The sequence below is a fragment of the Polynucleobacter sp. 35-46-11 genome, assembly GCF_002281105.1.
The window spans coordinates 1-20,628 of record NZ_NCFJ01000025.1 but is presented as its reverse complement, the minus strand read 5'-3'; the positions used below and the strand labels follow the sequence as shown (position 1 = coordinate 20,628).

The following is a 20,628-nucleotide window of genomic DNA, read 5'->3' as shown; positions in this document are numbered from 1 at the left end:
TCTGACTCTGATTCCATCGATCTTCAGTTGCTAATGAAATGTCCAAAATTCTATCGACTACATCACTATGAAACCCAGTAAATTGTTCTCGTCTTTGGGGGCTACGGATTGCTAAAAGCGCAATCAAATTAAGAATTAGATCTTTAGTGTTTTTTATAAATGCGCCATTTTCAACGATGTTATTGATAGCAATCGATACATCCGATTCAAATTTAGAGATTTCTTTTTCAATGTAATTTGGATCAATCCCTTCAATCGCAATCCGATTAAAGTCCCTTTCCTGAGCAATATTGGAAATATTGGTGGTGAACGATGCCTGTTGCTTTGCATCAACTACGAAAAGTTGCCTTTTCTTGGGGTGTATGCAAAATCCCTTTAAGTAGCATTGCGGCAAATAATGATGCCTTCTAGGCTCATTCATCTCCTATGCTATTTTCAGCTCGTAAAGGTGATGCTGGAAATCAATAAACAGCTTGCTGATCTCGTCTACATTGCCAAGTGCAGTTTCGGCTTCGGGAATGCCACCATATTTTGATTTGATGATCGTGCTTAGTTTGGCAATATCCAGCTCATCCACACCATCCTGAACGTAGTTTCGAAGAATGAAGCCAATAAAGTCCCTTTGCTTCTCATTGAGCAGTGTATAGATGTTGGTCTCAGCAGCCTTAACCCGATCTTCTCGGGTAATGGGTCGTCTTGCATAGCTTATGTATTCAAGAACATCAAAGAGATCGCTATTCTCGGCATTAATCATCTCTTGAAGCTTAATCAGATCAGACTTGGAGCAACCTTCCTTTTCAAGCTTGTTTAGAAGCTCTTTACGGGTGATAGGGCTTGCCCATAGCTTACGCAATCCTTCTTCGCTACCAAAGATCTCAGGCAGCTTTAAAGCATTAAATAGGCGCTGTACGAACTCTTGGGCGCTGATTGGCTTTCCATCTACGTAGAACATGGTTGAAGCCATGCTTTGAATCTCACGCTCTTTGCCATCGCTTAGCTTGATTCGAACTTTCTTGGCTACTTGATCTTCGGGTTCGCCAATAATCTCGGGCTTATCTTTTGGTGGCGTAGTTGTTCGTGGTGGTTGATCAGTGGTATCAATATCTGACTCAGGCTCACCATCCCACTCGGGATCATTAAACAAATGATAGGCATTAACAAAATCAAGAATCGTGAAGTAGTGCTTGCCTTCGAATAAACGAGTGCCACGCCCTATGATCTGTTTGAACTCAATCATGCTGTTCACAGGACGCATTAAAACGACGTTACGGACGTTTCTAGCATCTACCCCAGTGCTGAGCTTCTGACTGGTCGTTAGGATCGTTGGGAGCTGTTTAAAGTTATCTTGGAACTGGCGAAGGTGCATATCCCCAATTGCGCCATCATTAGCGGTAACTCGAACACAGTAATCGGGTCGCTTGATTGGGGACTCTTGGTTAATTAAGTCCCTAACCATTGCGGCATGAGCTTGGTTCGCGCAAAAGACGATTGTTTTCTCATTGGGATTGATATTGGCAAACATGTCTTGGACACGTTTTCTCTCCCGAGCTTCAATGACGATCTTTTTATTGAAGTCACTCTCTGTATAGACCTTGCCTTCTTCAACTTCACCTTCAAGTACTTCATCGTCAGGCGTGTAGACGTATTCATCCATGGTGGTCTGAATGCGCCTTACCTTAAATGGGGTTAGGAAGCCGTCTTGCACACCTTCTTTAAGGCTGTATTTATAGACTGGCTCACCGAAGTACTTGTAGGTATCAGCGTTATCAACACGCTTCGGGGTAGCTGTTAAACCAAGTTGGTAGGCTGGACTGAAATACTCAAGAATCTCTCTCCATGAGCTTTCGTCATTCGCGCCCCCGCGGTGGCACTCGTCAACAATGATGAAGTCAAAGAAGTCGGCTGGATACTCGCCAAAGTATGGCTTGCCTTCAGCGCCACTCATAAATGTTTGAAATATCGTGAAGAAGATGCTGCCATTCATTGGCACTTCGCCACGCTTGCTGATTTGACTTGGGTTGATACGAACCAAGGCATCTTCTTTGAAAGCGCCAAAGTCTAAGTAAGCTTGATTAGCAAGAATATTTCTATCCGCCAAAAATAGGATGCGTGGGGCGCGTTTGCCATCACGTTGTAGATTCCAGCGAGCTTGGAATAGCTTCCATGCGATTTGGAATGCTACGAAGGTTTTGCCTGTCCCAGTAGCCAAGGTAAGCAAGATACGGTTTTTGTTATCGGTAACCGCTTCCATGACTCGGTTTACGGCGATTTCTTGGTAGTAGCGAGCTTGCTTTGAACCATTTACATCTTCAAATGGTATGACGTTGAATTTCTCAAGCCACTCATTCCTGTCGCCAAAGGTCTTGTGCCAAAGAGCGTCGGGAGTTGGGAAGTCGTTTACCAATCCTTCTTTGCCTGTCTGAAGACAGATCTCATATATGTGGCGACCATTGGCAGAGTAAGTTGTACCAGTCTGCAGCTTATCTCCATAAAGCTTAGCCTGAGCCACACCTTCACCAACTTCAACTTGATCGCTTTTCGCTTCAACTACCGCAATCTTTCTGTTTTTATAGGAAAGAACGTAGTCAGCCTTCATTTGCCCAGCACGAATGCCGCCTGCGCGAATTTCGCCAGCATTAATTGGGAACTCGCGATGGATCTTGGTTTCAGGAACTACCCCCCAGCCAGCATCACGCAGTTGCACATCAATTAACTCGGCGCGGGTATCGGCTTCATTCATTGCTAGTCCTTAACAAGTTCGCCATTGAAGGCTTGTCGTAAGATTGAATTTTTTAATTTGCTTAGGGCAATCAATTTTTGCTTATAACTTGCTTGAAGTATCTCAGCTTCGTTATCGATCGTTTGAATATATGAAATAATTTTTCTCTGAACTAAAAGCGGTGGAATGCTACCTATATTGAGCGCTCTAATATCTTTCATGTTCACATGCTGCACGGTTGCGCCACGCGAATGAGCTAAGAGTTTTGCCTGAATATTTGGCTGAAGTAGCATGAATGCTAAAAAATTTGGCATAAATATATCAGGGCGTGGACGAATTAAGACGGTTCTTTGACCTAAGCATACCTTTATATTTTCAGGTATGACTGCGACGTTTCCTGCAGGCGCTTCTCTTGCAAGGATTAGATCTCCCGCGCGGGGTTGTGCGCGTTTAGTCCATTCAGTGTAGGTCTCTTCTGAAACTCTATAAACATTATCAAGTAAGAGTTTGCCTTTTCCGATATTGGGAGTTCTGATGGAAGGAAAGCCGTCAGACTGGGTTGGCGCTGTCTTGTGCTCACAGTCCACTATTAATTCGCACAACTCAGAAAGTGGCTTTATATTCTCAATCCACCCATCTCTTTGGGCATTGAGAAATAATTCCAGCCCACTATCAAACAGTGCTTCAGAATTCTTGATGTTAGCCTGAGTAGCCGTTATTGCCTTGTCAATTTCAATAAAGATAGCATTAATTTTTTCGACGATTTTCTTTTGCGTCAAAATTGATGGGAGTGGAATTGGGATAAGTTTTAGCTGCCCTTGGTTTAGCTTTGGTACTGTTAAGCCCGACACATACTCTTTTAGGTCTTTGTAATAAAAATAATAGACAAGCCACTCATCTAACAGGACATTTTCAAATGGTTTAAGAACATGAGCATGATTATTGACCCAATACTTTCCTTGGGCAATAAATGCAGTCATATCACCACTGCCCCATTTCGCGCCATCTTCACCTATAAGTACTAACTTATCATCAAAGATGTAATCATTCAGATAATCAACAATGCCAGTAGCCCCGTAGTATGGGTAAATGCCTTCAGTACGATTTCTCTTGGAGATTGGCTTTCTTTTGCTATCCAGTACTTCACATAAATCACCAAGGGGAACTGTTTTCCAATTCAAATCAGCTCCTTGATTGCTGCAATTGCTGCTGTTGCATCTAAATCAAATTCTTCAATTTCTGCCAAAATTTCTTCGGGAGTTCGCTTGTCTGATATGTCTTTTACGTTTGGATTATTGGCTGTTAGATCCCAAGTTTCCGTATTAATATTTGAGACATCAACGCACCAAGAGTTTTCAGTTTCAGCTTGAGTGGCTGATAACGTTAAAAATTCTTCAAGATCACGCTCATTGAGACTATTGGTCTTGCCTAAATTTCTTCCAAGATTGAGCGAGTAGTACCAAACTTTTTGAGTGGATCTACCCTTTTCAAGGAATAGAACAACTGTTTTAACACCTGTACCTGTGAATGCTCCTGCTGGCAATTCAAGCACAGCGTATAGGTCGCACTCTTCAAGTAACTGCTTTCTGATAGCTACGCTAGCGTTGTCGGTATTACTAAGAAAAGTGTTCTTGATCACTACACCACAACGTCCGCCTACCTTCAGAATTTTAATAAAGTGCTGAAGAAATAATAATTCTGTGGCACTCGTACGGATTGGAAAATTTTCCTGTACTTCGGCGCGTTCATTGCCACCAAAGGGTGGATTCGCAAGAATGATGTCAACTTGATCTTTGGCTTGTATGTCTTGCAAGCTTTCGCCAAGTGTATTGGTGTGCATGATGTTTGGCGCTTCGATGCCATGCAGAATCATATTCATTACACCAATGATGTATGCGAGCGACTTCTTTTCTTTTCCGTAAAAGGTTTTACGCTGTAGTTGCTCGAACTCCTTAGCGCTCAACTCTTTGCTATTGCGAAGGTATTCATAGGCTTCACACAAGAACCCTGCGCTACCAACTGCTCCGTCATATACCTTGTCTCCGAGCTTCGGATTAACTACTTTGACGATGGTCTTAATTAGGGGGCGCGGAGTGTAGTATTCACCGCCATTGCGACCAGCGTTGCCCATATTCTTAATTTTGTCTTCGTACAAGCTACTCATCTCATGCTTATCTTCATTGCTGCGGAACTTCAGCTCATCAATCTTGTTAATGGCTTCGCGCATGGTGTAGCCGCTCTGAATCTTGTTCTTTAGCTCATGGAAGATTTCGCCAATCTTGTATTGCAAGGTATCGGCGCTTTCGGCGTCTGCCCTAAACTTCTTCAGGTAGGGAAAAAGCTTGTTATCGACAAATTCCTTCAAATCTTCGCCAGTTAATGCCTTGTTGTAGTCAATCTTGCCGTCCGCTGTTTTGGGGGCTGCCCAAGTAGTCCACTTGAACTCATCGCTAACCAGTCGGGTATAAGTTTCGCCATTAAGTTTGGCAGCGCTTACTTTGTCGTTCTCAAAGTCATCCAAATACTTGAGAAATAGCAGCCAAGAAGTAGCTTCAATGTAGTCCAGCTCACTGGAGCAACCTGCATCCTTGCGTAAGGTGTCATCTAGATTGCGAAAAGCTGCTTCAAACATTAAATGCCTTTATTGATATGGTTTTTAGAATAATAGTTGGTCGAAGGTGAAATCCCCTAGGTAACCATGGCAAAGAAGTACCGTTCCTTCTATATAGTGGTGGTTTAGGTGAATTAGCTACCCTTGGCTTAAAAAGGGGTGGGTAGCCTTGAAATGTGTGTGTAAAACTGTGTGTAAGTATTGGCTTTGTACCTACCTAATACCATATAAATCAAGTGCTTGAGAGCGTTGTTTGCATCCCTGATTCGCCACCATATCAAGAGGCCATTGCCCATCGGCAGTGGCCTTTTTCTTAGGTAATATCGCTTGGGTTCGATCGATGGCTAAATTTTGGAATTTCGTCCTTTTCCAAGTTGGTTGGTTTGCCTGCGTTATTGGGGCGGCCAGTCAACAGGTCTTTTGGCCCGTAGTGGCTACTTTGCTCTATCTTGCAATTCATATCTGGTTTGCACCACGACCTATTTCGGAGCTAAAACTGCTCCTCAAGGCAGCTCTATTTGGGGTGGCAGTCGACACCCTAATGGCTAATTGGGGCTTTTTAAGCTTTGAAAACTCCTGGCCCAGCGCCTATCTCTCGCCGGTATGGATGTGGACTCTTTGGGCCCTAGTCGCCAGCACCATTAATAGCTCTTTGGCTTGGTTACGCGGTAGATCTATCCTAGGAGTGGTTCTGGGCGCTATTGCTGGGCCCATGTCCTACGAGGCTGGGGTCAGAATGGGCGCTGGAGCATGGGGCGCTAATGGCCAAATTGGCGGCCTTATCCTGCTTGGACTGGCTTGGGGTGTTGCTATACCTCTCTTTTTCTACTGGGATCGCACCTCCTCAATCAAGGGTGGCCTAGTAAAAAATCCGTAAATTCCTTTAAAAAGCCGCTTGCAAATAGTACTGTTTTTATATACAGTAACTTCTGAGTTGTTGAAAAGCACGAAAACTTCGGGAAATAGCCCAATACATAGCGAAAAGGAATTAAAAAATGGCCTTGGATGATAAGAAAAAATCAGCCTCATCAGAATTTGACGGTATGAGCGGAGACAAGCAAAAGGCATTGACTGCAGCCTTGGCGCAAATTGAGAAGCAATTTGGTAAGGGCTCAATCATGAGATTGGGCGATGCAGAGATTCATCAAGATATTCAGGTAGTTTCCAGCGGTTCATTGGGTTTAGATATTGCGCTTGGAGTTGGCGGTTTAGCTCGTGGGCGCGTGATTGAAATTTATGGCCCAGAATCTTCAGGCAAGACAACATTAACTTTGCATGCGATTGCAGAGATGCAAAAGATTGGTGGAACTTGTGCCTTTATCGATGCTGAGCATGCTTTAGATGTTCAGTACGCCTCACGTCTAGGTGTAGATGTAAATAATTTGTTGATCTCTCAGCCAGATACTGGCGAGCAAGCTTTGGAAATTGCTGACGCTTTAGTGCGCTCTGGCTCTATTGATTTAATCGTCATTGACTCCGTAGCAGCCTTGGTTCCAAGAGCGGAGATCGAAGGTGATATGGGCGATTCATTGCCAGGCTTACAGGCTCGCCTGATGAGCCAAGCCTTGCGTAAGCTGACTGGCGCGATTAAGCGCACCAATACAACAGTCATCTTTATTAACCAGATTCGTATGAAGATTGGTGTGATGTTTGGTTCGCCTGAAACGACCACCGGCGGTAATGCGCTCAAGTTCTACGCATCTATGCGTTTGGATATCCGTCGTATCGGCAGCATCAAGAAGGGCGATGAAGTGGTCGGTAACGAGACTCGTGTGAAGGTAGTGAAGAACAAAGTATCTCCGCCATTCCGCGAAGCCATCTTTGACATCATGTACGGCGCAGGAATTTCCCGAGAAGGTGAAATTATCGATATGGGTGTTGAAGCCGATATCGTTGAAAAGTCAGGCTCTTGGTATGCCTACAACGGTGATCGCATTGGTCAAGGAAAAGACAATGTGCGCGAGTTCTTAAAAGAGAATCCAGCCATTGCTAAAGACATTGAAGCCAAGATTCGTGCGAAGTTGGGCGTTAAGGCTGGCACAGCAGTAGTCAGCGACGTTTTGAGCGAAGAAGAGGAAGCGTAATTCGTCAATGTCAGAATTAGGCGGCACCGTTAAAAAAAGTAAAAAACAAAGCCCGAGTCTCAAAGCTCGGGCTTTACGCCTTTTATCCATGCGAGAGTACAGTCGCAAGGGGCTGGCAGCGAAGCTCGAAGAATCTGCGGCAAGGATGCTGAAATTCCAGACTCTCAATGAGGATTTTGAGGATGTGATCCCAGCAATTCCGTTGGCCGTCCAGATTGAAGCTGTTTTAGATGATTTTGAGGCTCGTGGCTGGCTTTCCGATCAACGCTTTGCAGAAGCGCTGGTTCGTCGCCGTAGCGAGCGGTTTGGTGCTCGAAAAATACAGGATGAGCTTGCACAAGCTGGGGTGGATAGTTCAAAGACGGCGGATCTACTTAAGAATCTGAAAGCAACAGAATATCAACGTGCTCATGAGCTATGGCTACGTAAGTTTGGTGCATTAGCAACGGAGCAAAAGGAGCGTGCTCGCCAGTACCGCTTTCTGGCTTCCAAGGGCTTCAGCTCAGATATAGTTTCCAAGGTAGTCGCCGGCCGTCCTGACTAGGGCAATTACGGAGCAAATAGGCCATGTTGCCGCATTGCAGCATGATAGACTTATGGAGTCGGCTAAACCGACTTTACTAATCCTCATCGCTTGCAAAAGATACCGTTTCGGGAGTAATAATGAAAATTCACGAGTACCAAGGCAAAGAATTACTACGCCAATTTAATGTGCCAGTTCCAAATGGCATCCCTGCATTTAGTGTTGATGAGGCAATTAAAGCCGCTGAAAAATTAGGCGGTCCAGTCTGGGTTGTTAAGGCACAAATTCATGCGGGTGGTCGTGGTAAAGGCGGTGGCGTCAAATTAGCACGAAGCATGGACGAAGTGAAAAAGTACGCTTCTGAAATTTTGGGTATGCAGTTGAAGACCCATCAAACTGGTCCAGAAGGTCAAAAAGTAAATCGCCTCTTAATTGAAGATGGCGCAGATATTAAAAAAGAGTACTACTTCAGTATTGTTACCGACCGTGGCACACAAAAGAATGTGATCATGGCGTCCAGCGAAGGCGGCATGGATATTGAAGAGGTTGCAGAATCTCATCCAGAAAAAATTATTAAAGTTTTTGTTGATCCATTAATTGGCTTAACTGACGCTGATTGCCAGATTATTGCGAAAGGCATTGGGGTTCCAGATGCTTCTATTCCAATGGCTAGCGATGTGTTCAAGAATTTGTACAAGACTTATTGGGAAACCGATGCGTCATTGGTTGAGATCAACCCATTGATTCTTGAAGGCAACGGCAAGATCAAGGCGCTTGATGCTAAATTCAATTTCGATCCGAATGCCTTGTATCGTCATCCAGAAATCGTGGCGTATCGCGATATCGATGAAGAAGATGCAGCTGAGATCGAAGCCTCTAAGTTTGATTTGGCTTACATCTCGCTTGATGGCAACATTGGTTGCTTGGTGAACGGTGCCGGCTTAGCAATGGCTACGATGGATACCATCAAGTTATTTGGCGGCGAGCCAGCAAACTTCTTGGACGTTGGTGGTGGCGCAACTGCAGAAAAAGTAACAGAAGCATTCAAGATCATGCTTAAGAACAAGAGCGTTGAAGCAATTTTGGTCAATATTTTTGGCGGCATCATGCGTTGCGACGTGATCGCTGATGGCGTAGTTACTGCATGTAAAGCGGTGAACTTGACTGTACCTTTGGTTGTGCGAATGAAGGGTACCAATGAGGAATTGGGTAAGAAGATTCTTGCGGACTCTGGCTTGCCAATCATTAGCGCCGATTCAATGGCAGAAGCTGCTACTAAGGTAGTTGCTGCTGTTGCGAAAAACAAATAATCAAGGAACTTTAATATGTCTATTTTGGTAAATAAAAATACTAAAGTAATTACTCAAGGTATTACTGGTAAGACCGGTCAATTCCACACTGAGAAGTGCCAGGAATATGCAAATGGAAAAAACTGTTTTGTAGCTGGTGTCAATCCTAAAAAAGCAGGCGAGTCTATTTTTAATATTCCAATTTATGGAACTGTAAAAGAAGCTGCTCAGCAAACTGGTGCCACCACTTCTGTAATTTATGTTCCACCTCCTGGTGCTGCTGCTGCAATCTGGGAGGCTGTTGAAGCTGACCTGGATTTTGTGATCTGTATTACTGAAGGCATTCCGGTCAAGGATATGTTGGAGGTACGTAACAAGATGCATGCAAAAGAAGCTGCTGGTGGTAAGAAGACTTTGTTACTTGGCCCAAATTGCCCTGGAATCATTACACCCGACGAAATCAAGATCGGCATCATGCCTGGTCATATTCATAAAAAGGGCCGCATCGGTGTAGTTAGCCGCTCAGGTACTTTGACTTATGAAGCGGTTGGTCAATTGACAGCAATTGGTTTAGGTCAGTCCACAGCAGTAGGTATCGGCGGCGACCCAATCAATGGCTTGAAGCATATTGATGTGATGCGTATGTTTAACGAAGACCCTGACACTGATGCGGTCATTATGATTGGCGAAATTGGTGGTCCAGATGAAGCTGAGGCAGCTCGCTGGTGTAAAGCCAATATGAAGAAGCCAGTGGTTGGCTTTATTGCAGGTGTCACAGCTCCTCCTGGTAAGCGTATGGGCCATGCTGGCGCATTGATTTCTGGAGGCGCTGATACGGCTGATGCTAAGCTTGCGGTTATGGAGGAATGTGGCTTTAAGGTAACAAGAAATCCTTCAGAAATGGCTGCTTTGCTCAAAGCCATGTTGTAATCATAGAAACATGCCGATTCGTCGGCATGTTTTTTGTAGCACCCAGTAGTTAAAACTAAAATATATAAAAGTACGGAGACATTATGGATTTTTCAGCATTTTCAGACGCAGCTTTTTGGGCGGCATTACTCTCAATCATCGTTGCCAATATTTTGTTATCTGGTGACAACGCCGTTGTGATTGCTTTAGCATCCCGCAATTTGCCGCCTGCTCAACAAAAGAAAGCCATTTTTTGGGGTAGCGCTGCAGCCATCATCTTGCGTGTCGTGCTCACGATTACTGCAGTTGCTTTATTAACCCTGCCGTACTTAAAAATTATCGGTGGCCTGCTACTACTTTATATCGGTATTCAGCTTTTGTCTGATAGCGGTGGCGAGGAGCACATGGAGGCTAAGACTAGTATCTGGGCCGCTATTCGCACAATCTTAATTGCCGACTTGGTAATGAGCTTGGATAACGTTTTGGCAGTTGCAGCAGCTGCCCAAAAAGGCCCTGAAGAAACTCGTCTCTTGCTCCTGATTATTGGTTTGGGAATGTCCATTCCATTGATTATTTTTGGTAGCGCAATGTTGTTAAAGGTGATGGAGCGTTTCCCAATCATTATCACTCTAGGTGCAGGCCTGTTAGGTTTCTTAGCTGGCGGCATGTTGGTAGATGATCCAGCAATCAAAGACAGCATTCAGGCTGCGCTGGGGGATGCAAAGCTAGCTTTTGAAGTGGTTGGTATTGCGATTGTGATTTTAGTTGGCACGTATTTTAAGAAAAAGAATGCTGCTAAAGAAGCGCACTAATTTTCTTTCGCGTTAATCAGAAAAGCCGGCCCTAAAAGCCGGCTTTTCTTACATTTGGACATCTTGAGTGTGTTGGGTATAGACTGGATGATGAGGGATTTAACCTCAGGAGCCAATAAAAATGCCCAAGCAAGATCAGCAACGCGATTCTGGATTTACTCTAATTGAGGTAATGGTAGTTGTAGCTATCATCGGCATCTTGGTGGCAGTCGCAGTTCCTCAATACCAGGATTACATCGCGCGTAGCCGCCTCGTAGAAGGTATGAATCTGTCCTCTGGCGCTAAGCTGGCAGTGACAGAAGCTTTTGCTAGCAGAGGCACTGTGCCAATGGATGAGGCAACCCAGGGCTCCTTTACCTTTGTGCCCACGCGAAGCGTGAAGTTAATTGAGATCACGCCTTCTGGTTCTATTGCCATTGACTTTCAGAACAATGTGGCACCCGACAATAAAAACACACTACATCTCATTCCAACGAATGACCCAGATGCTAATGTTCCCAAGGCGATTGATCTATCCAAGCCAGAAGGATCAACTTGGGCTGGTGGTTGGTCTTGCCGGTCTACTGAGACGAATTTACTGCCACAATTATTACCTTCAGAGTGCCGCCTCACTAAATAGATTCAGGGGCGCCGTAGGAATGCAAATATGCTGCCGAATTGGCAGCATATTCTTGTAAAACTAGAATTAGTTTATGTATGCGTAGTAGGGGCCAACTGCATTATTACTGGCCCTACCAGTAATGCCAAAGTACACCGATTTTCCATAAAAAAATGGCAAACCCCAGTCAAATCGATTTTCTAATATACCGCCTAAGTTAGAAAATGCAGTGTTGCCAGTACTTACTAAGGCATCTGCGTTGGCTATTGAAAAGTTGATCGTACCGGTCATAAAATTTTGAAGTGGAACCGTGGCCACATAGGACTGTGTGGTGGCAGGGCAATAAAACCCAATACTATAAGTGCAAGTTTTTAATGTGGCGGCTTGATTGCCTGCCGGGAAAAATAAGCCATTGCTGCCGCTATCTATAAAACTTTGCCTATAGTTAACACCATTAAATTCGGTAACGAATAAGCCAGAGCTATTGGTGGGAATAATACTTGCGCCATTTGAGGAATTATTGGATTGAGTATCAATTCCAAAATATAAAGATCCAGTGGTGGTGCCTGCCCCTGAGGTGCTGATACCGGGTAATTGCATCACAACACCATTGTTGTTGATTGCAAATGCAGCAACTGGATTCTGAACCTGTGAGCTTGCTGCCAAGGTGATTGCTACACAGTTTGATGTTTGATTTGATGGGCAAGCATAGTAACTTTGGCCATCTGAAATTAATAGGCCTATCCCAAGAATGCCATTCGCTTTTAAGGTTGAAGTTGATTGTAGGGAGGGTAAGCCATTGCTGCAGCCGGTCGGAGTGGTGAGGTAATTGGGGTCAGCGATGACTTGGATTGGGATGGTGCTAGCTAGCTCCGAACTCATCTTGATATCAGCTGCTTTGACTGGCCCCCAAGTAACTCCAGATATAAAGGTGGCGCACTCTACAACAGGTGCATCTCCATAAGTTTGAGGAGTTAATTGCAATGTTCCAAGCGTTGAAGAAAGGACTCTAAGGCCTGTTGAGCCAGTATCTAGAAGGATATTGCTAATCGTTTGACATTGAGTTGTGCCGGGCTCACAGATCTTGATACTCACGTAAGGGAGATTGACATCATTCCCGTAAATATTTTGCACGCTAAGGCTGATCGCATTTGGGGCGAGATTGTTACTAAAGTACTCATTTGCCTGGATGGGGGGGTATCGAACCGGAGTTGTTAGATGCAGTGTCTCCGCCCCCACCTCCGCATGAGGCCAACATGAGTAGCAGGAGGCAAACACTAATTTTGTTGCGCGAGAAGGAGAACTTCATTGCCCAAGGCTGCTGGTAGTGAAATCGGACGGAGCTTGTTTGGGTAAAAAGGCAAATCCCTGAAATGCACCCATCATCCCGGATGACTGAATCACAACATTTTCAGTAGTGCTAAAAATTGAACCGCGAGACTGTTTCAGTGCCGCGAGGTAGTTTTTGAAATAGCTACCCAAAATGATCTGCAGGTTTGGAAGGCTTGGACCACTCCAACTCACTGCATAAACAACCCCAGTACTTGAGAGAAATTCTTTAAGAATAGTTCCAGATGCTAGAGTTTGTATATAGACCGTAGTGCCATTCTTTGTATCAGTAGTTAACAGAGAGCCAAACTCCTTTTGTTCCGCCAATACTGAAGCCGCATTACCGCCCAATTCTGCTCTCGAGATGCTTGGAATGAGGAGTGCGGAAAGGATTAGGGCAGTAGAAATTTGGGTATAGCGTTTTTTGATAGTCAAGTTGTTCTCAGCATGAGCTCTAAAATTTAGCTAAAGGTGCCAATATTTTCTTTGGCAACTAGTACCCAGTATGAGCTTAATGATCAGGATTTGCTATGACTATCAGGCTTTACTTAATAACCCTCTGGAGATGCTTGGGGTGGGGCGAGTTGCAAAAACATATGTGTGCATCCATCGATAGGAGGGGTGCCTGGGGCTAAGCTTAATGGGGGCCTCACCTCTTCTAAATAGCTGTCAGGATGAAGGTTTTACATTCCCTCTAGCCAACCTTCCACTCCCCTGAATTCCCGCCACTTTTCTCCAGCAGGTGGACATCACCCATCACCATGCCTCTATCAACCGCTTTGGCCATGTCATAAATTGTGAGGAGGGCTACTTGGACTGCAGTAAGAAACCTAGTAAAAACATAGAACTAAGAAATTAAAACAACTGAAACCTAAACCTATCGGGTTAAAAAATTAGTCCAATAAGGACAACGTTAGGTCAAGCATAATCCACATCAGACCTGTATAGAAATTTCATCAATTAAATATGTGATTTCTTTATCTATGCCTTAGGCAGGTGGGTACATAGGGGTGGCGACTGGACAACTCAAGACTGTATACGGGGGGTGTCTTGAGGTATCCCGTAAAGAGCGCCCGGCAAAAAACTAAGCATACACACGTTGTACTTTGACTTAGCCTCTAATCTGCATCTTGATCAAGCCACTTGCTGAATGACCCGCTGGGTGTAAATCTGCAAATAATTTTTTGTGGCTTGTATGTCCCATCGGTAATTTTTGCCTGGGTAATGGCATTGGATATAGCTCTTTTTGCGGTGAATCTTGCGGAAAGGGTGGGGACATCTTCTGTGTGATCTGAGTAATCATCTGCTGGGTTAGTGTTGTTCATATTTACCCCTTATAGTGTTGTAGTTAGAAGTTTCATTAGCTAGAGATCTCTAGGGTGTCGTGAAACAATCCCCACTATTAGCATGACATGTTTGTAGAGATATTATGTAAAGCAAAAGCGCTTGCAGTTGCTAATACGGTTGACTCTACTTCAGCACCCTTATCGACCGGTATTAGGTCTTGATAGGGCAATGCAAGAAGTTGAGGTAGCAGCAAAATTACTATTTGAGCGGCAAGAGCTAGCATCCATAGTTAACGAGCAGTAGGGTGGGGTAAGTCGGAATACTTATGGCAACACTAGATAAATATGAAGTATTTATCAAAACACTAGTTAGGGTAATAGCAGATCCCAAAGTACATTTTTTTTGGTCTACCACCACAAGGAATGCTGTGACAAACACTGGCCTTTTAATTAATTTATGTGGCAGTAAGACCGCTTACCGCTCAGAGCCACCATGAAAGCATGTGTTTAATATTTACTAGCAATCGTTTCAAAGGTTTGACGCTCTGCAATAAAAGCCTGCACAACAATCGGATCAAAAGCAGTGCCACTATTAGTAACGATCTCGCTATAGACCTCATCCATAGTCCAGCGTTTTTTGTAGGGTCTATTAGTAATTAATGCATCAAATACATCAGCAACCGTCATAATGCGTGCCTCGATGGGGATTTCTTCTCCTCGTAAATTCCTAGGGTAACCCGAACCATCCCACTTCTCATGGTGTGCCCCGGTTACCTTAATAGCAGTAGAAATTAACTCCATTTCAACCTCTTCTGACTGCGATGCAATCAAAATAGATTCTCCAATCATCGGGTGACCATAGACGAGCTCTCGCTCCTCCTCCGTGAATCGGCCCTCTTTGTTGAGTATGTGATCCGGAATACCCACCTTGCCCAAATCATGCAGTGGCGCCACCTTGATCAATCTGTCAATATGTTCCTCAGTCAGGGTTTGCGTATGGTGACCCATACTTTTTAGTCGATTTGCTAAAACCCGAACATATTTTTGGGTGCGCATACTATGACCGCCAGTCGCATCATCCTTTGCCTTGGATAAAGCATTTAATGCGACGAGCATCTGATCTTCTCTTACAGAAATTGTATGTTTGGCAGACTCTAGATCATGAAGATATTGATTCATTGGTTTAGTCACCAACCACATTACAACTGGAATGGTAATGAGCGTAAGCAGAGCCACGTCCAGAATGACAGAGGCGAGGGTTGATAGCGCTCCAAAATAGGGTATTAAAAACATAATCAATGCTTCGCCAATACAGATGCTGACAATCAAAATAAAATTGAGTCTCTTGATCGGATTAATTTTTTTTGACATAAGGGCCTGCGCTTTCAGTATGGATATAAAAAGGTTGCGTTGATTGCTGCCTATAAACCCAACCTTGGTGCTACTTGATTAAAAAAGACAGTGACTGTTACGATTTTTATAATCTCACTTCAAAAAATAGTCACTATGGCCTCTTGGTCTCTAAGTTATCTTCAAAGAGCTGAACTTGATTTTTCCCATTGAACTTGGCGTAGTACATGGCTTTATCAGCATTAGAGCTAAGAGTGGCTTCATCTTCCCCATGCTCAGGATAAATAGCTATACCAATACTAGCCCCTGTAATGAGCGTCTTACCCTCAATACGCAATGGCTCCAAAATGAGCGTCCTTATTTTTTCTGCTACTAATTGCGCACCTTCTGTGGAATCGATATGACTCAACACCACGACAAACTCATCGCCGCCAATACGAGCCACTGTATCCGATGCTCGAACGGCGCTCAGTAAACGACTGGCAGCAGTTTTAATTGCTTCATCACCTGATGCATGCCCCTCTAAATCGTTGATTCTCTTAAGATTATCCAAGTCAATAAAGATCACAGCCAATTTCGTTTTATTGCGATGCGCAAGCGAGATGGCTAACTTTAAGCGCTCTGTCAGTAAGAGTCGATTGGGTAACTGGGTAAGTGGGTCGTGGTTTGCTAAGTGGAGGTGCTTTGAAGAAAGTTTTATTGATTTTAGCAATAAGATAGTGGCGATAAGGATGACAGCTAAGCCGAGGAATAAGGTGTAAGCAATATTCAGAGTGCTCTTTCGCCAAGCACTAGCATACAGCTGCTCATCTGCTGCAATGGCGATGATAAATGGATATTGAGAAGATTTTCTGAAGGACAGCAAACGCTTTACGCTTGCTCCATCACCAATTTCACTAGCGGCATTGGTTATGAAAACCTGGCCAAATAGCTCTGGGTTTTGTATGACTTTATTAAGGGCTACGTTCTTATTGATCTTACCGATCCGCTCTTCGGTATGAGGCCACCTGGCGAGAAGGGTTTGATCATCTTTAAAGAGTGCAATTGCAGCGCCGACTCCAAGGTTATTGCCGACTGCCTCATAAAGCTGTGAGAAAGTTTCGACCGATATGCCAGTTATGGCTAAACCTATAAACTGCTCATTAGCTCCAATAATGCGTTTTGCTAAGTAAAACACCCACTTTCCATTGCCTTTGTTGTGCACAGGCTTGCTATAGAACACGGCATCAGTACTCGTTTTGCTAAGAAACTGAAAATAATCACGCTCGGAAAGGTCTATTTGCGGCGCCGGATAAGAGCGAGAAAAGTTGATGACTTTACCTTTGGCATCAACGTAGGTTGCTACATCTATTAGTGGATTGGTGGCAGTCTTTTTTTGTAAATTAAGAAATTGATCTTTGGAGCTGACAAACTTGACATACTCTTGTTCTGTTTTTACATCAGCCGCTTTTACTTCGGCAATCATGTTATCTAGAGCCGAATTGGCAGAGTATATTGTTTGGTTTAGCTGCTCAGTAAGCACCAATGTTAAGCTCGAGATCTGCGAAGAGCGATCATCTATTGTGTTTTGCCGCAATAAATAAAACGATCCTACTGCGCTTAAGATAAAGATGAGCGCTAGAAATAATGCGCCAATTATTATCCGTTGCTTATTGAAATTAAGAACCATATTTGATTGTAGCTTCTGAAGGGCGAGAAGTTGGTAATTTGCGAATATCGTCGTGAGGTGCGGCAATTAATCGGTGCTGATACATAAAGCATCAAACTAGGAAGACATTTATAGTAGAAATAAACTACTCTATTAATAGAAGTCTGTGTAGACTGATTGACTCTGCTCCGGAATTATCACCCGCCGCCAGCGCTTGTCGGGGAGCTTATCGTGCGGATGTTAAATCTAGTCAGTAATTTCATTATTTATTTCAGTTACTTAGCCTAAGCCCATGCCCGTATTGAATTGATCCCTCAGTATTTCGCAGGTGGCGTTGACCAAAGTCCGATTTGTGCCGATGTCATATAAATTACAAATACTGTTATGGCGAACACCCTTCAATCGCTGTACCAGTGATATCAAGACATTTTCGCAAATATTTTTGACCTATCGGAACAAGCTTTTTCAATCGTTTTTTATGCACACCCTTTCCACTTGGAAATTGATTGCATACGGCTGCAACTTCAGCCTCAAACTCTGCTGTCGTAGACTCAAAATTCTTTCCGAGTTGGTGATCCGGGTCTAATATGTCAAAAGCCACAAACACTGGTGCTAACCTTTCGATAATTCGGCTTGGAAAATCCTCAATCGTGCTGCATACAGGTCTGATATCCCCTATGAACTCTTGCTTTCCGTTAAGCAGTTCGCTACTTAATTTGTATTCCATGTATTTATGGATCTCTTGGGCATGATGTTTAGCTAGTCTGACCTTTCCTTCTATGGGTTGGCAGGCAATCTCAAACTCTCGCCATTTTTTCTGTTTCAGTGATTTTTGACCTTTATAGTCTTTGCAAAAGTCTTCATAATTGCATGTCGGTAGCTCCTCAGAATCCCCCAGCCTTGCGGCCACTCTTGCTGCAATAATTTTTTCTTTGTCAATCATTTTTCTGTTCCTATAAATTTCCAATAACGTTGATTTCGGCTGGCATTAGTCCAGCTACGCTTATGTTTAAACCCATGCTTTCGTAGTAGCTGAGCCACTTCTTGCAGTGCAGGGCGAGTTCGGTATTTTCCAGTGAGGGATGCTAGTTTGATGACTTCTGTAGTCGTGTGCGGCCTTTCTAGCTGCGCTGGAGTTAGCGATTGAATCCACTGCACTAACTTTTCCTCTAGTGTGTATATGGGTGGGGTTTTAGGTTTTACTGAGGCGCTCTTTAGATTAGATTTCTCAACCTCTTCTTTTAGGCGTTGAATCTGAAGATATAGCGGCTCGTTAATGAGTGGTGGCAGCATCTGGTTATCTGACATGATTGCCCTATCCAAAATGTCCAAAACTAGGATTTATCAACTTTATGGTCTTGGTCAAATGTCCAAAATGTCCATTCCACCTATATAAGGTGGAATATTTTGACTGTGATTTTTTTGACACTAATCTAGCCATACCACCCCCTCATCATTCTCAAGAGCACCATTCAAGTGACCACCATTAATAAGCCCCTGAATAATGGCCCTTGCTCTATTTCCCCGTTGATTGGGCTTGGTAGCTGTTAGGGTTGGCTTAATGATGTCGATAGCACCTTCAACGCTTATTTTGGGAGCAAGCCTTAATTTTTCCTTAATTGCCTTCAAAGCATTCTTTTGAATTGCCCCACTTGGTTCGGGTTTTGTGAATACTAGATTGTGATCTTGCTCTACTACGCAGGAGGTGATTTCATCGCCATCGGCATCTAATCCCAATTTAATTACTTTGAGAGTAAATCCGCGACAAATACCATCCTTTCCATCTTTCGATTTTTCTAGTAACCAGGATTTTTTATCACCCCCTGTAACCTCTATATTGGCATCCAGCGCAGCTTTGAGACTCGAGTGGCCTCGTAACCCCTGGGCTGCATTCTTGCCTGTGTGGTGGATGATGATTACCAATCCATCGGTGAGCTCTTGGAGTAGCTTTAAATGCGCAATGTTGTTGCTCATATCAACCGAAGAGTTTTCATCTGACCCTGGGCTTGCTTGATTGAGTGTGTCGATCACAATAACCCCATTACCCATGTTCTCAGCATTAATTTGATTGGCTAGCTCGACTACCTCTCCTTTAGTTTTTAAATTGAAGTTATCAGTAATGATTTTTAAATTAGCTAGTGGCACTGAGCCATTTTCTTTTTGCCAAGCAGCAATACGGGTTCTTAAGCCTGACTTACCTTCTAGGCCTATGTAAACAACAGGTCTATTCTTGACCTTAAATCTAAACCAGTAGTCTTTGTGTTCAATAGCCGTCATCAGATCGAAGGCTAGAAATGATTTTCCACAGCCGCTGGGGCCATAGAGTGCAGCTAAGCCTTTTTCCGGGAGGATTCCTTTTACAATCCATTCGGTACTTGTAATTGCTGCTAGTTGATTGGGGCTTAAGAGATTAAATTTACCCCTAGTTTGTAAGTTGCAACCCCCATTCCCCTTGGCAGATCGAATCTCAGCTACTCTTTTGTAAAGTGAGCTGATAGTGATTGGGTTTTTATGGCCAATATTGTAGGAATACCATGCCTTTTCAAAGCCTTCATCGGTATATCGTGCACTTTGTTGTGACCATGAGCGAGCTATATCTTTCCCAGAAGACCAGTTAAGACTTTTGATTGCCCAGATACTCGCCAACCAATAATCAACAGCGGGAGTGTTTTGAGCATCATAAAAACTGCCAGTTCCTCTACCTACATCGGGTGATAGGTCGGCTAAAGCAAGCTGTAATTTTTCGATTTCCTGAGGGGTTTCGGGTGGCGTGCATGCGAATGAGGGCATTGCAAGGTGGGGGGTGTACCCAGTTAAGTATTCAGGGGTATCGCCAAAACTTTGGATGGCCTGACTGCCCGCTAGAGATTCGAGCATAGAGCTTGTAATTTGTATCATGACAATACCCTTGCCATACGATATGGCCTATCTAAAGAAGCCTTGCCCTTGTAGGCAATGGTTCCGGGTACTTTGGTAATGCGTGAAGCATTAAATACACAAGTATCTATTTTTACTATGCTGGTATCAAATCGGTTTGCCAATTCTTTGAGGCTACTTTCGACTAATCCCTTGTGCTTAGCGTCATTGGGTAATTGACCAAGCTTGTAATAAAGGTGGTAGCCATTTCCGCTAAGCACTTTTATGGGCTCGCCCCATCCTTCCCCAGCTAGGTAGGTAGATATATCTTCGCTTAGTGAGTGGGCGGCTTCTAGTTCTGCTTGGTTAGCAGGTTCCTTGCTCGCTGTGGCTCTATCAATATCAATTAGAAGTAAATCACGATGAGCAATATCCTCATCTTTAGCTGACTGGCCGTTAAATGACTCTTTGATGGGGTTCATCACAACATAAATGTTGTACCCCACTTGATTTAGCTTGATTGCCTCATCTTCAAAAGCCTGTTGGAGCGTATCAATATCAATAAACTGGTCTGCCCTATAAATTTTTGTGATGGGTGACTTATTGGATGCTAT

Annotated in this window: 20 protein-coding genes and 1 pseudogene; 7 read left to right on the top strand and 14 right to left on the bottom strand. The window is 43.8% G+C overall.

Annotated elements, in window-relative coordinates; genetic code table 11:
* From B7Y67_RS03900 to B7Y67_RS03885, 4 genes are all read right to left on the bottom strand, one after another.
* Positions 1-421, bottom strand: a 421-nt coding sequence (locus B7Y67_RS03900; RefSeq protein ID WP_293597454.1) for a DUF4238 domain-containing protein, incomplete at its 3' end; no start/stop codon positions are given.
* 3 nt (positions 422-424) lie between these two features.
* On the bottom strand, positions 425-2,740 hold the full coding sequence (gene hsdR / locus B7Y67_RS03895) for an EcoAI/FtnUII family type I restriction enzme subunit R (protein ID WP_293597453.1): 2,316 nt from the start codon (positions 2,738-2,740) through the stop codon (positions 425-427).
* Positions 2,741-2,742: 2 nt separating this feature from the next.
* Positions 2,743-3,900 (bottom strand): restriction endonuclease subunit S, encoded by a 1,158-nt coding sequence (locus tag B7Y67_RS03890; protein WP_293597452.1) that lies wholly within the window; start codon positions 3,898-3,900, stop codon positions 2,743-2,745.
* A complete protein-coding gene (locus B7Y67_RS03885; protein WP_293597451.1) occupies positions 3,897-5,351 on the bottom strand; it encodes an N-6 DNA methylase in 1,455 nt (484 codons plus the stop codon). The genes B7Y67_RS03890 and B7Y67_RS03885 overlap by 4 nt, the downstream gene beginning before the upstream one ends.
* Positions 5,352-5,670: 319 nt before the next feature.
* Between B7Y67_RS03885 and B7Y67_RS03880 the strand changes: the two genes are divergently transcribed.
* The 7 genes from B7Y67_RS03880 (at position 5,671) to B7Y67_RS03850 (ending at position 11,566) form a co-directional block, all read left to right on the top strand.
* Positions 5,671-6,207, top strand: coding sequence for a DUF2878 domain-containing protein (locus tag B7Y67_RS03880; protein ID WP_293597450.1), 537 nt, complete (start codon positions 5,671-5,673; stop codon positions 6,205-6,207).
* A 118-nt stretch (positions 6,208-6,325) separates the two neighbouring features.
* A complete protein-coding gene (gene recA / locus B7Y67_RS03875) occupies positions 6,326-7,414 on the top strand; it encodes a recombinase RecA (protein ID WP_293597449.1) in 1,089 nt (362 codons plus the stop codon).
* Positions 7,415-7,421: 7 nt separating this feature from the next.
* Positions 7,422-7,958 (top strand): regulatory protein RecX, encoded by a 537-nt coding sequence (locus tag B7Y67_RS03870; RefSeq protein ID WP_293597448.1) that lies wholly within the window; start codon positions 7,422-7,424, stop codon positions 7,956-7,958.
* A gap of 119 nt (positions 7,959-8,077) precedes the next feature.
* Entirely contained in the window at positions 8,078-9,247 is a 1,170-nt protein-coding gene (gene sucC, locus B7Y67_RS03865; RefSeq protein WP_215354929.1) for an ADP-forming succinate--CoA ligase subunit beta, read from the top strand.
* Between the two features lie 15 nt (positions 9,248-9,262).
* The gene (sucD, locus tag B7Y67_RS03860; protein WP_293597447.1) at positions 9,263-10,156 is read left to right on the top strand and encodes a succinate--CoA ligase subunit alpha; all 894 of its coding nucleotides are present in this window, start codon (positions 9,263-9,265) and stop codon (positions 10,154-10,156) included.
* 83 nt (positions 10,157-10,239) lie between these two features.
* On the top strand, positions 10,240-10,947 hold the full coding sequence (locus B7Y67_RS03855) for a TerC family protein (RefSeq protein WP_293597446.1): 708 nt from the start codon (positions 10,240-10,242) through the stop codon (positions 10,945-10,947).
* Positions 10,948-11,068: 121 nt separating this feature from the next.
* A complete protein-coding gene (locus B7Y67_RS03850) occupies positions 11,069-11,566 on the top strand; it encodes a pilin (protein WP_293597445.1) in 498 nt (165 codons plus the stop codon).
* Between the two features lie 66 nt (positions 11,567-11,632).
* On the opposite strand, the gene B7Y67_RS03845 is transcribed toward B7Y67_RS03850, so the two are convergent.
* The 10 genes and pseudogenes from B7Y67_RS03845 to B7Y67_RS03800 all read right to left on the bottom strand — a co-directional run.
* Positions 11,633-12,784, bottom strand: a complete 1,152-nt coding sequence (locus B7Y67_RS03845; RefSeq protein WP_293597444.1) for a DUF3443 family protein — start codon at positions 12,782-12,784, stop codon at positions 11,633-11,635.
* 66 nt (positions 12,785-12,850) lie between these two features.
* Entirely contained in the window at positions 12,851-13,309 is a 459-nt protein-coding gene (locus tag B7Y67_RS03840) for a DUF2844 domain-containing protein (RefSeq protein WP_293597443.1), read from the bottom strand.
* A 259-nt stretch (positions 13,310-13,568) separates the two neighbouring features.
* Positions 13,569-13,700: pseudogene (locus B7Y67_RS03835) on the bottom strand (cyclic pyranopterin monophosphate synthase MoaC); the annotation flags it as partial.
* Positions 13,701-13,992: 292 nt separating this feature from the next.
* Positions 13,993-14,199, bottom strand: a complete 207-nt coding sequence (locus B7Y67_RS03830) for a hypothetical protein (RefSeq protein ID WP_293597442.1) — start codon at positions 14,197-14,199, stop codon at positions 13,993-13,995.
* Positions 14,200-14,667: 468 nt separating this feature from the next.
* Positions 14,668-15,531, bottom strand: coding sequence for an HD domain-containing phosphohydrolase (locus B7Y67_RS03825; RefSeq protein ID WP_293597441.1), 864 nt, complete (start codon positions 15,529-15,531; stop codon positions 14,668-14,670).
* A gap of 133 nt (positions 15,532-15,664) precedes the next feature.
* Entirely contained in the window at positions 15,665-17,179 is a 1,515-nt protein-coding gene (locus B7Y67_RS03820) for a diguanylate cyclase (protein WP_367227271.1), read from the bottom strand.
* Between the two features lie 361 nt (positions 17,180-17,540).
* Complete coding sequence (locus B7Y67_RS03815; protein ID WP_293597439.1) at positions 17,541-18,101, bottom strand: hypothetical protein; 561 nt, start codon at positions 18,099-18,101, stop codon at positions 17,541-17,543.
* A complete protein-coding gene (locus B7Y67_RS03810) occupies positions 18,098-18,466 on the bottom strand; it encodes a hypothetical protein (protein ID WP_293597438.1) in 369 nt (122 codons plus the stop codon). Before B7Y67_RS03810 ends, B7Y67_RS03815 begins: the two co-directional genes overlap by 4 nt.
* A gap of 120 nt (positions 18,467-18,586) precedes the next feature.
* Positions 18,587-20,056: an AAA family ATPase gene (locus B7Y67_RS03805; RefSeq protein WP_293597437.1), complete on the bottom strand. Its 1,470-nt coding sequence runs from the start codon at positions 20,054-20,056 to the stop codon at positions 18,587-18,589.
* A partial coding sequence (locus B7Y67_RS03800) for a hypothetical protein (RefSeq protein ID WP_293597436.1) occupies positions 20,053-20,628 on the bottom strand: 576 nt, incomplete at its 5' end. The genes B7Y67_RS03800 and B7Y67_RS03805, both read right to left, overlap by 4 nt.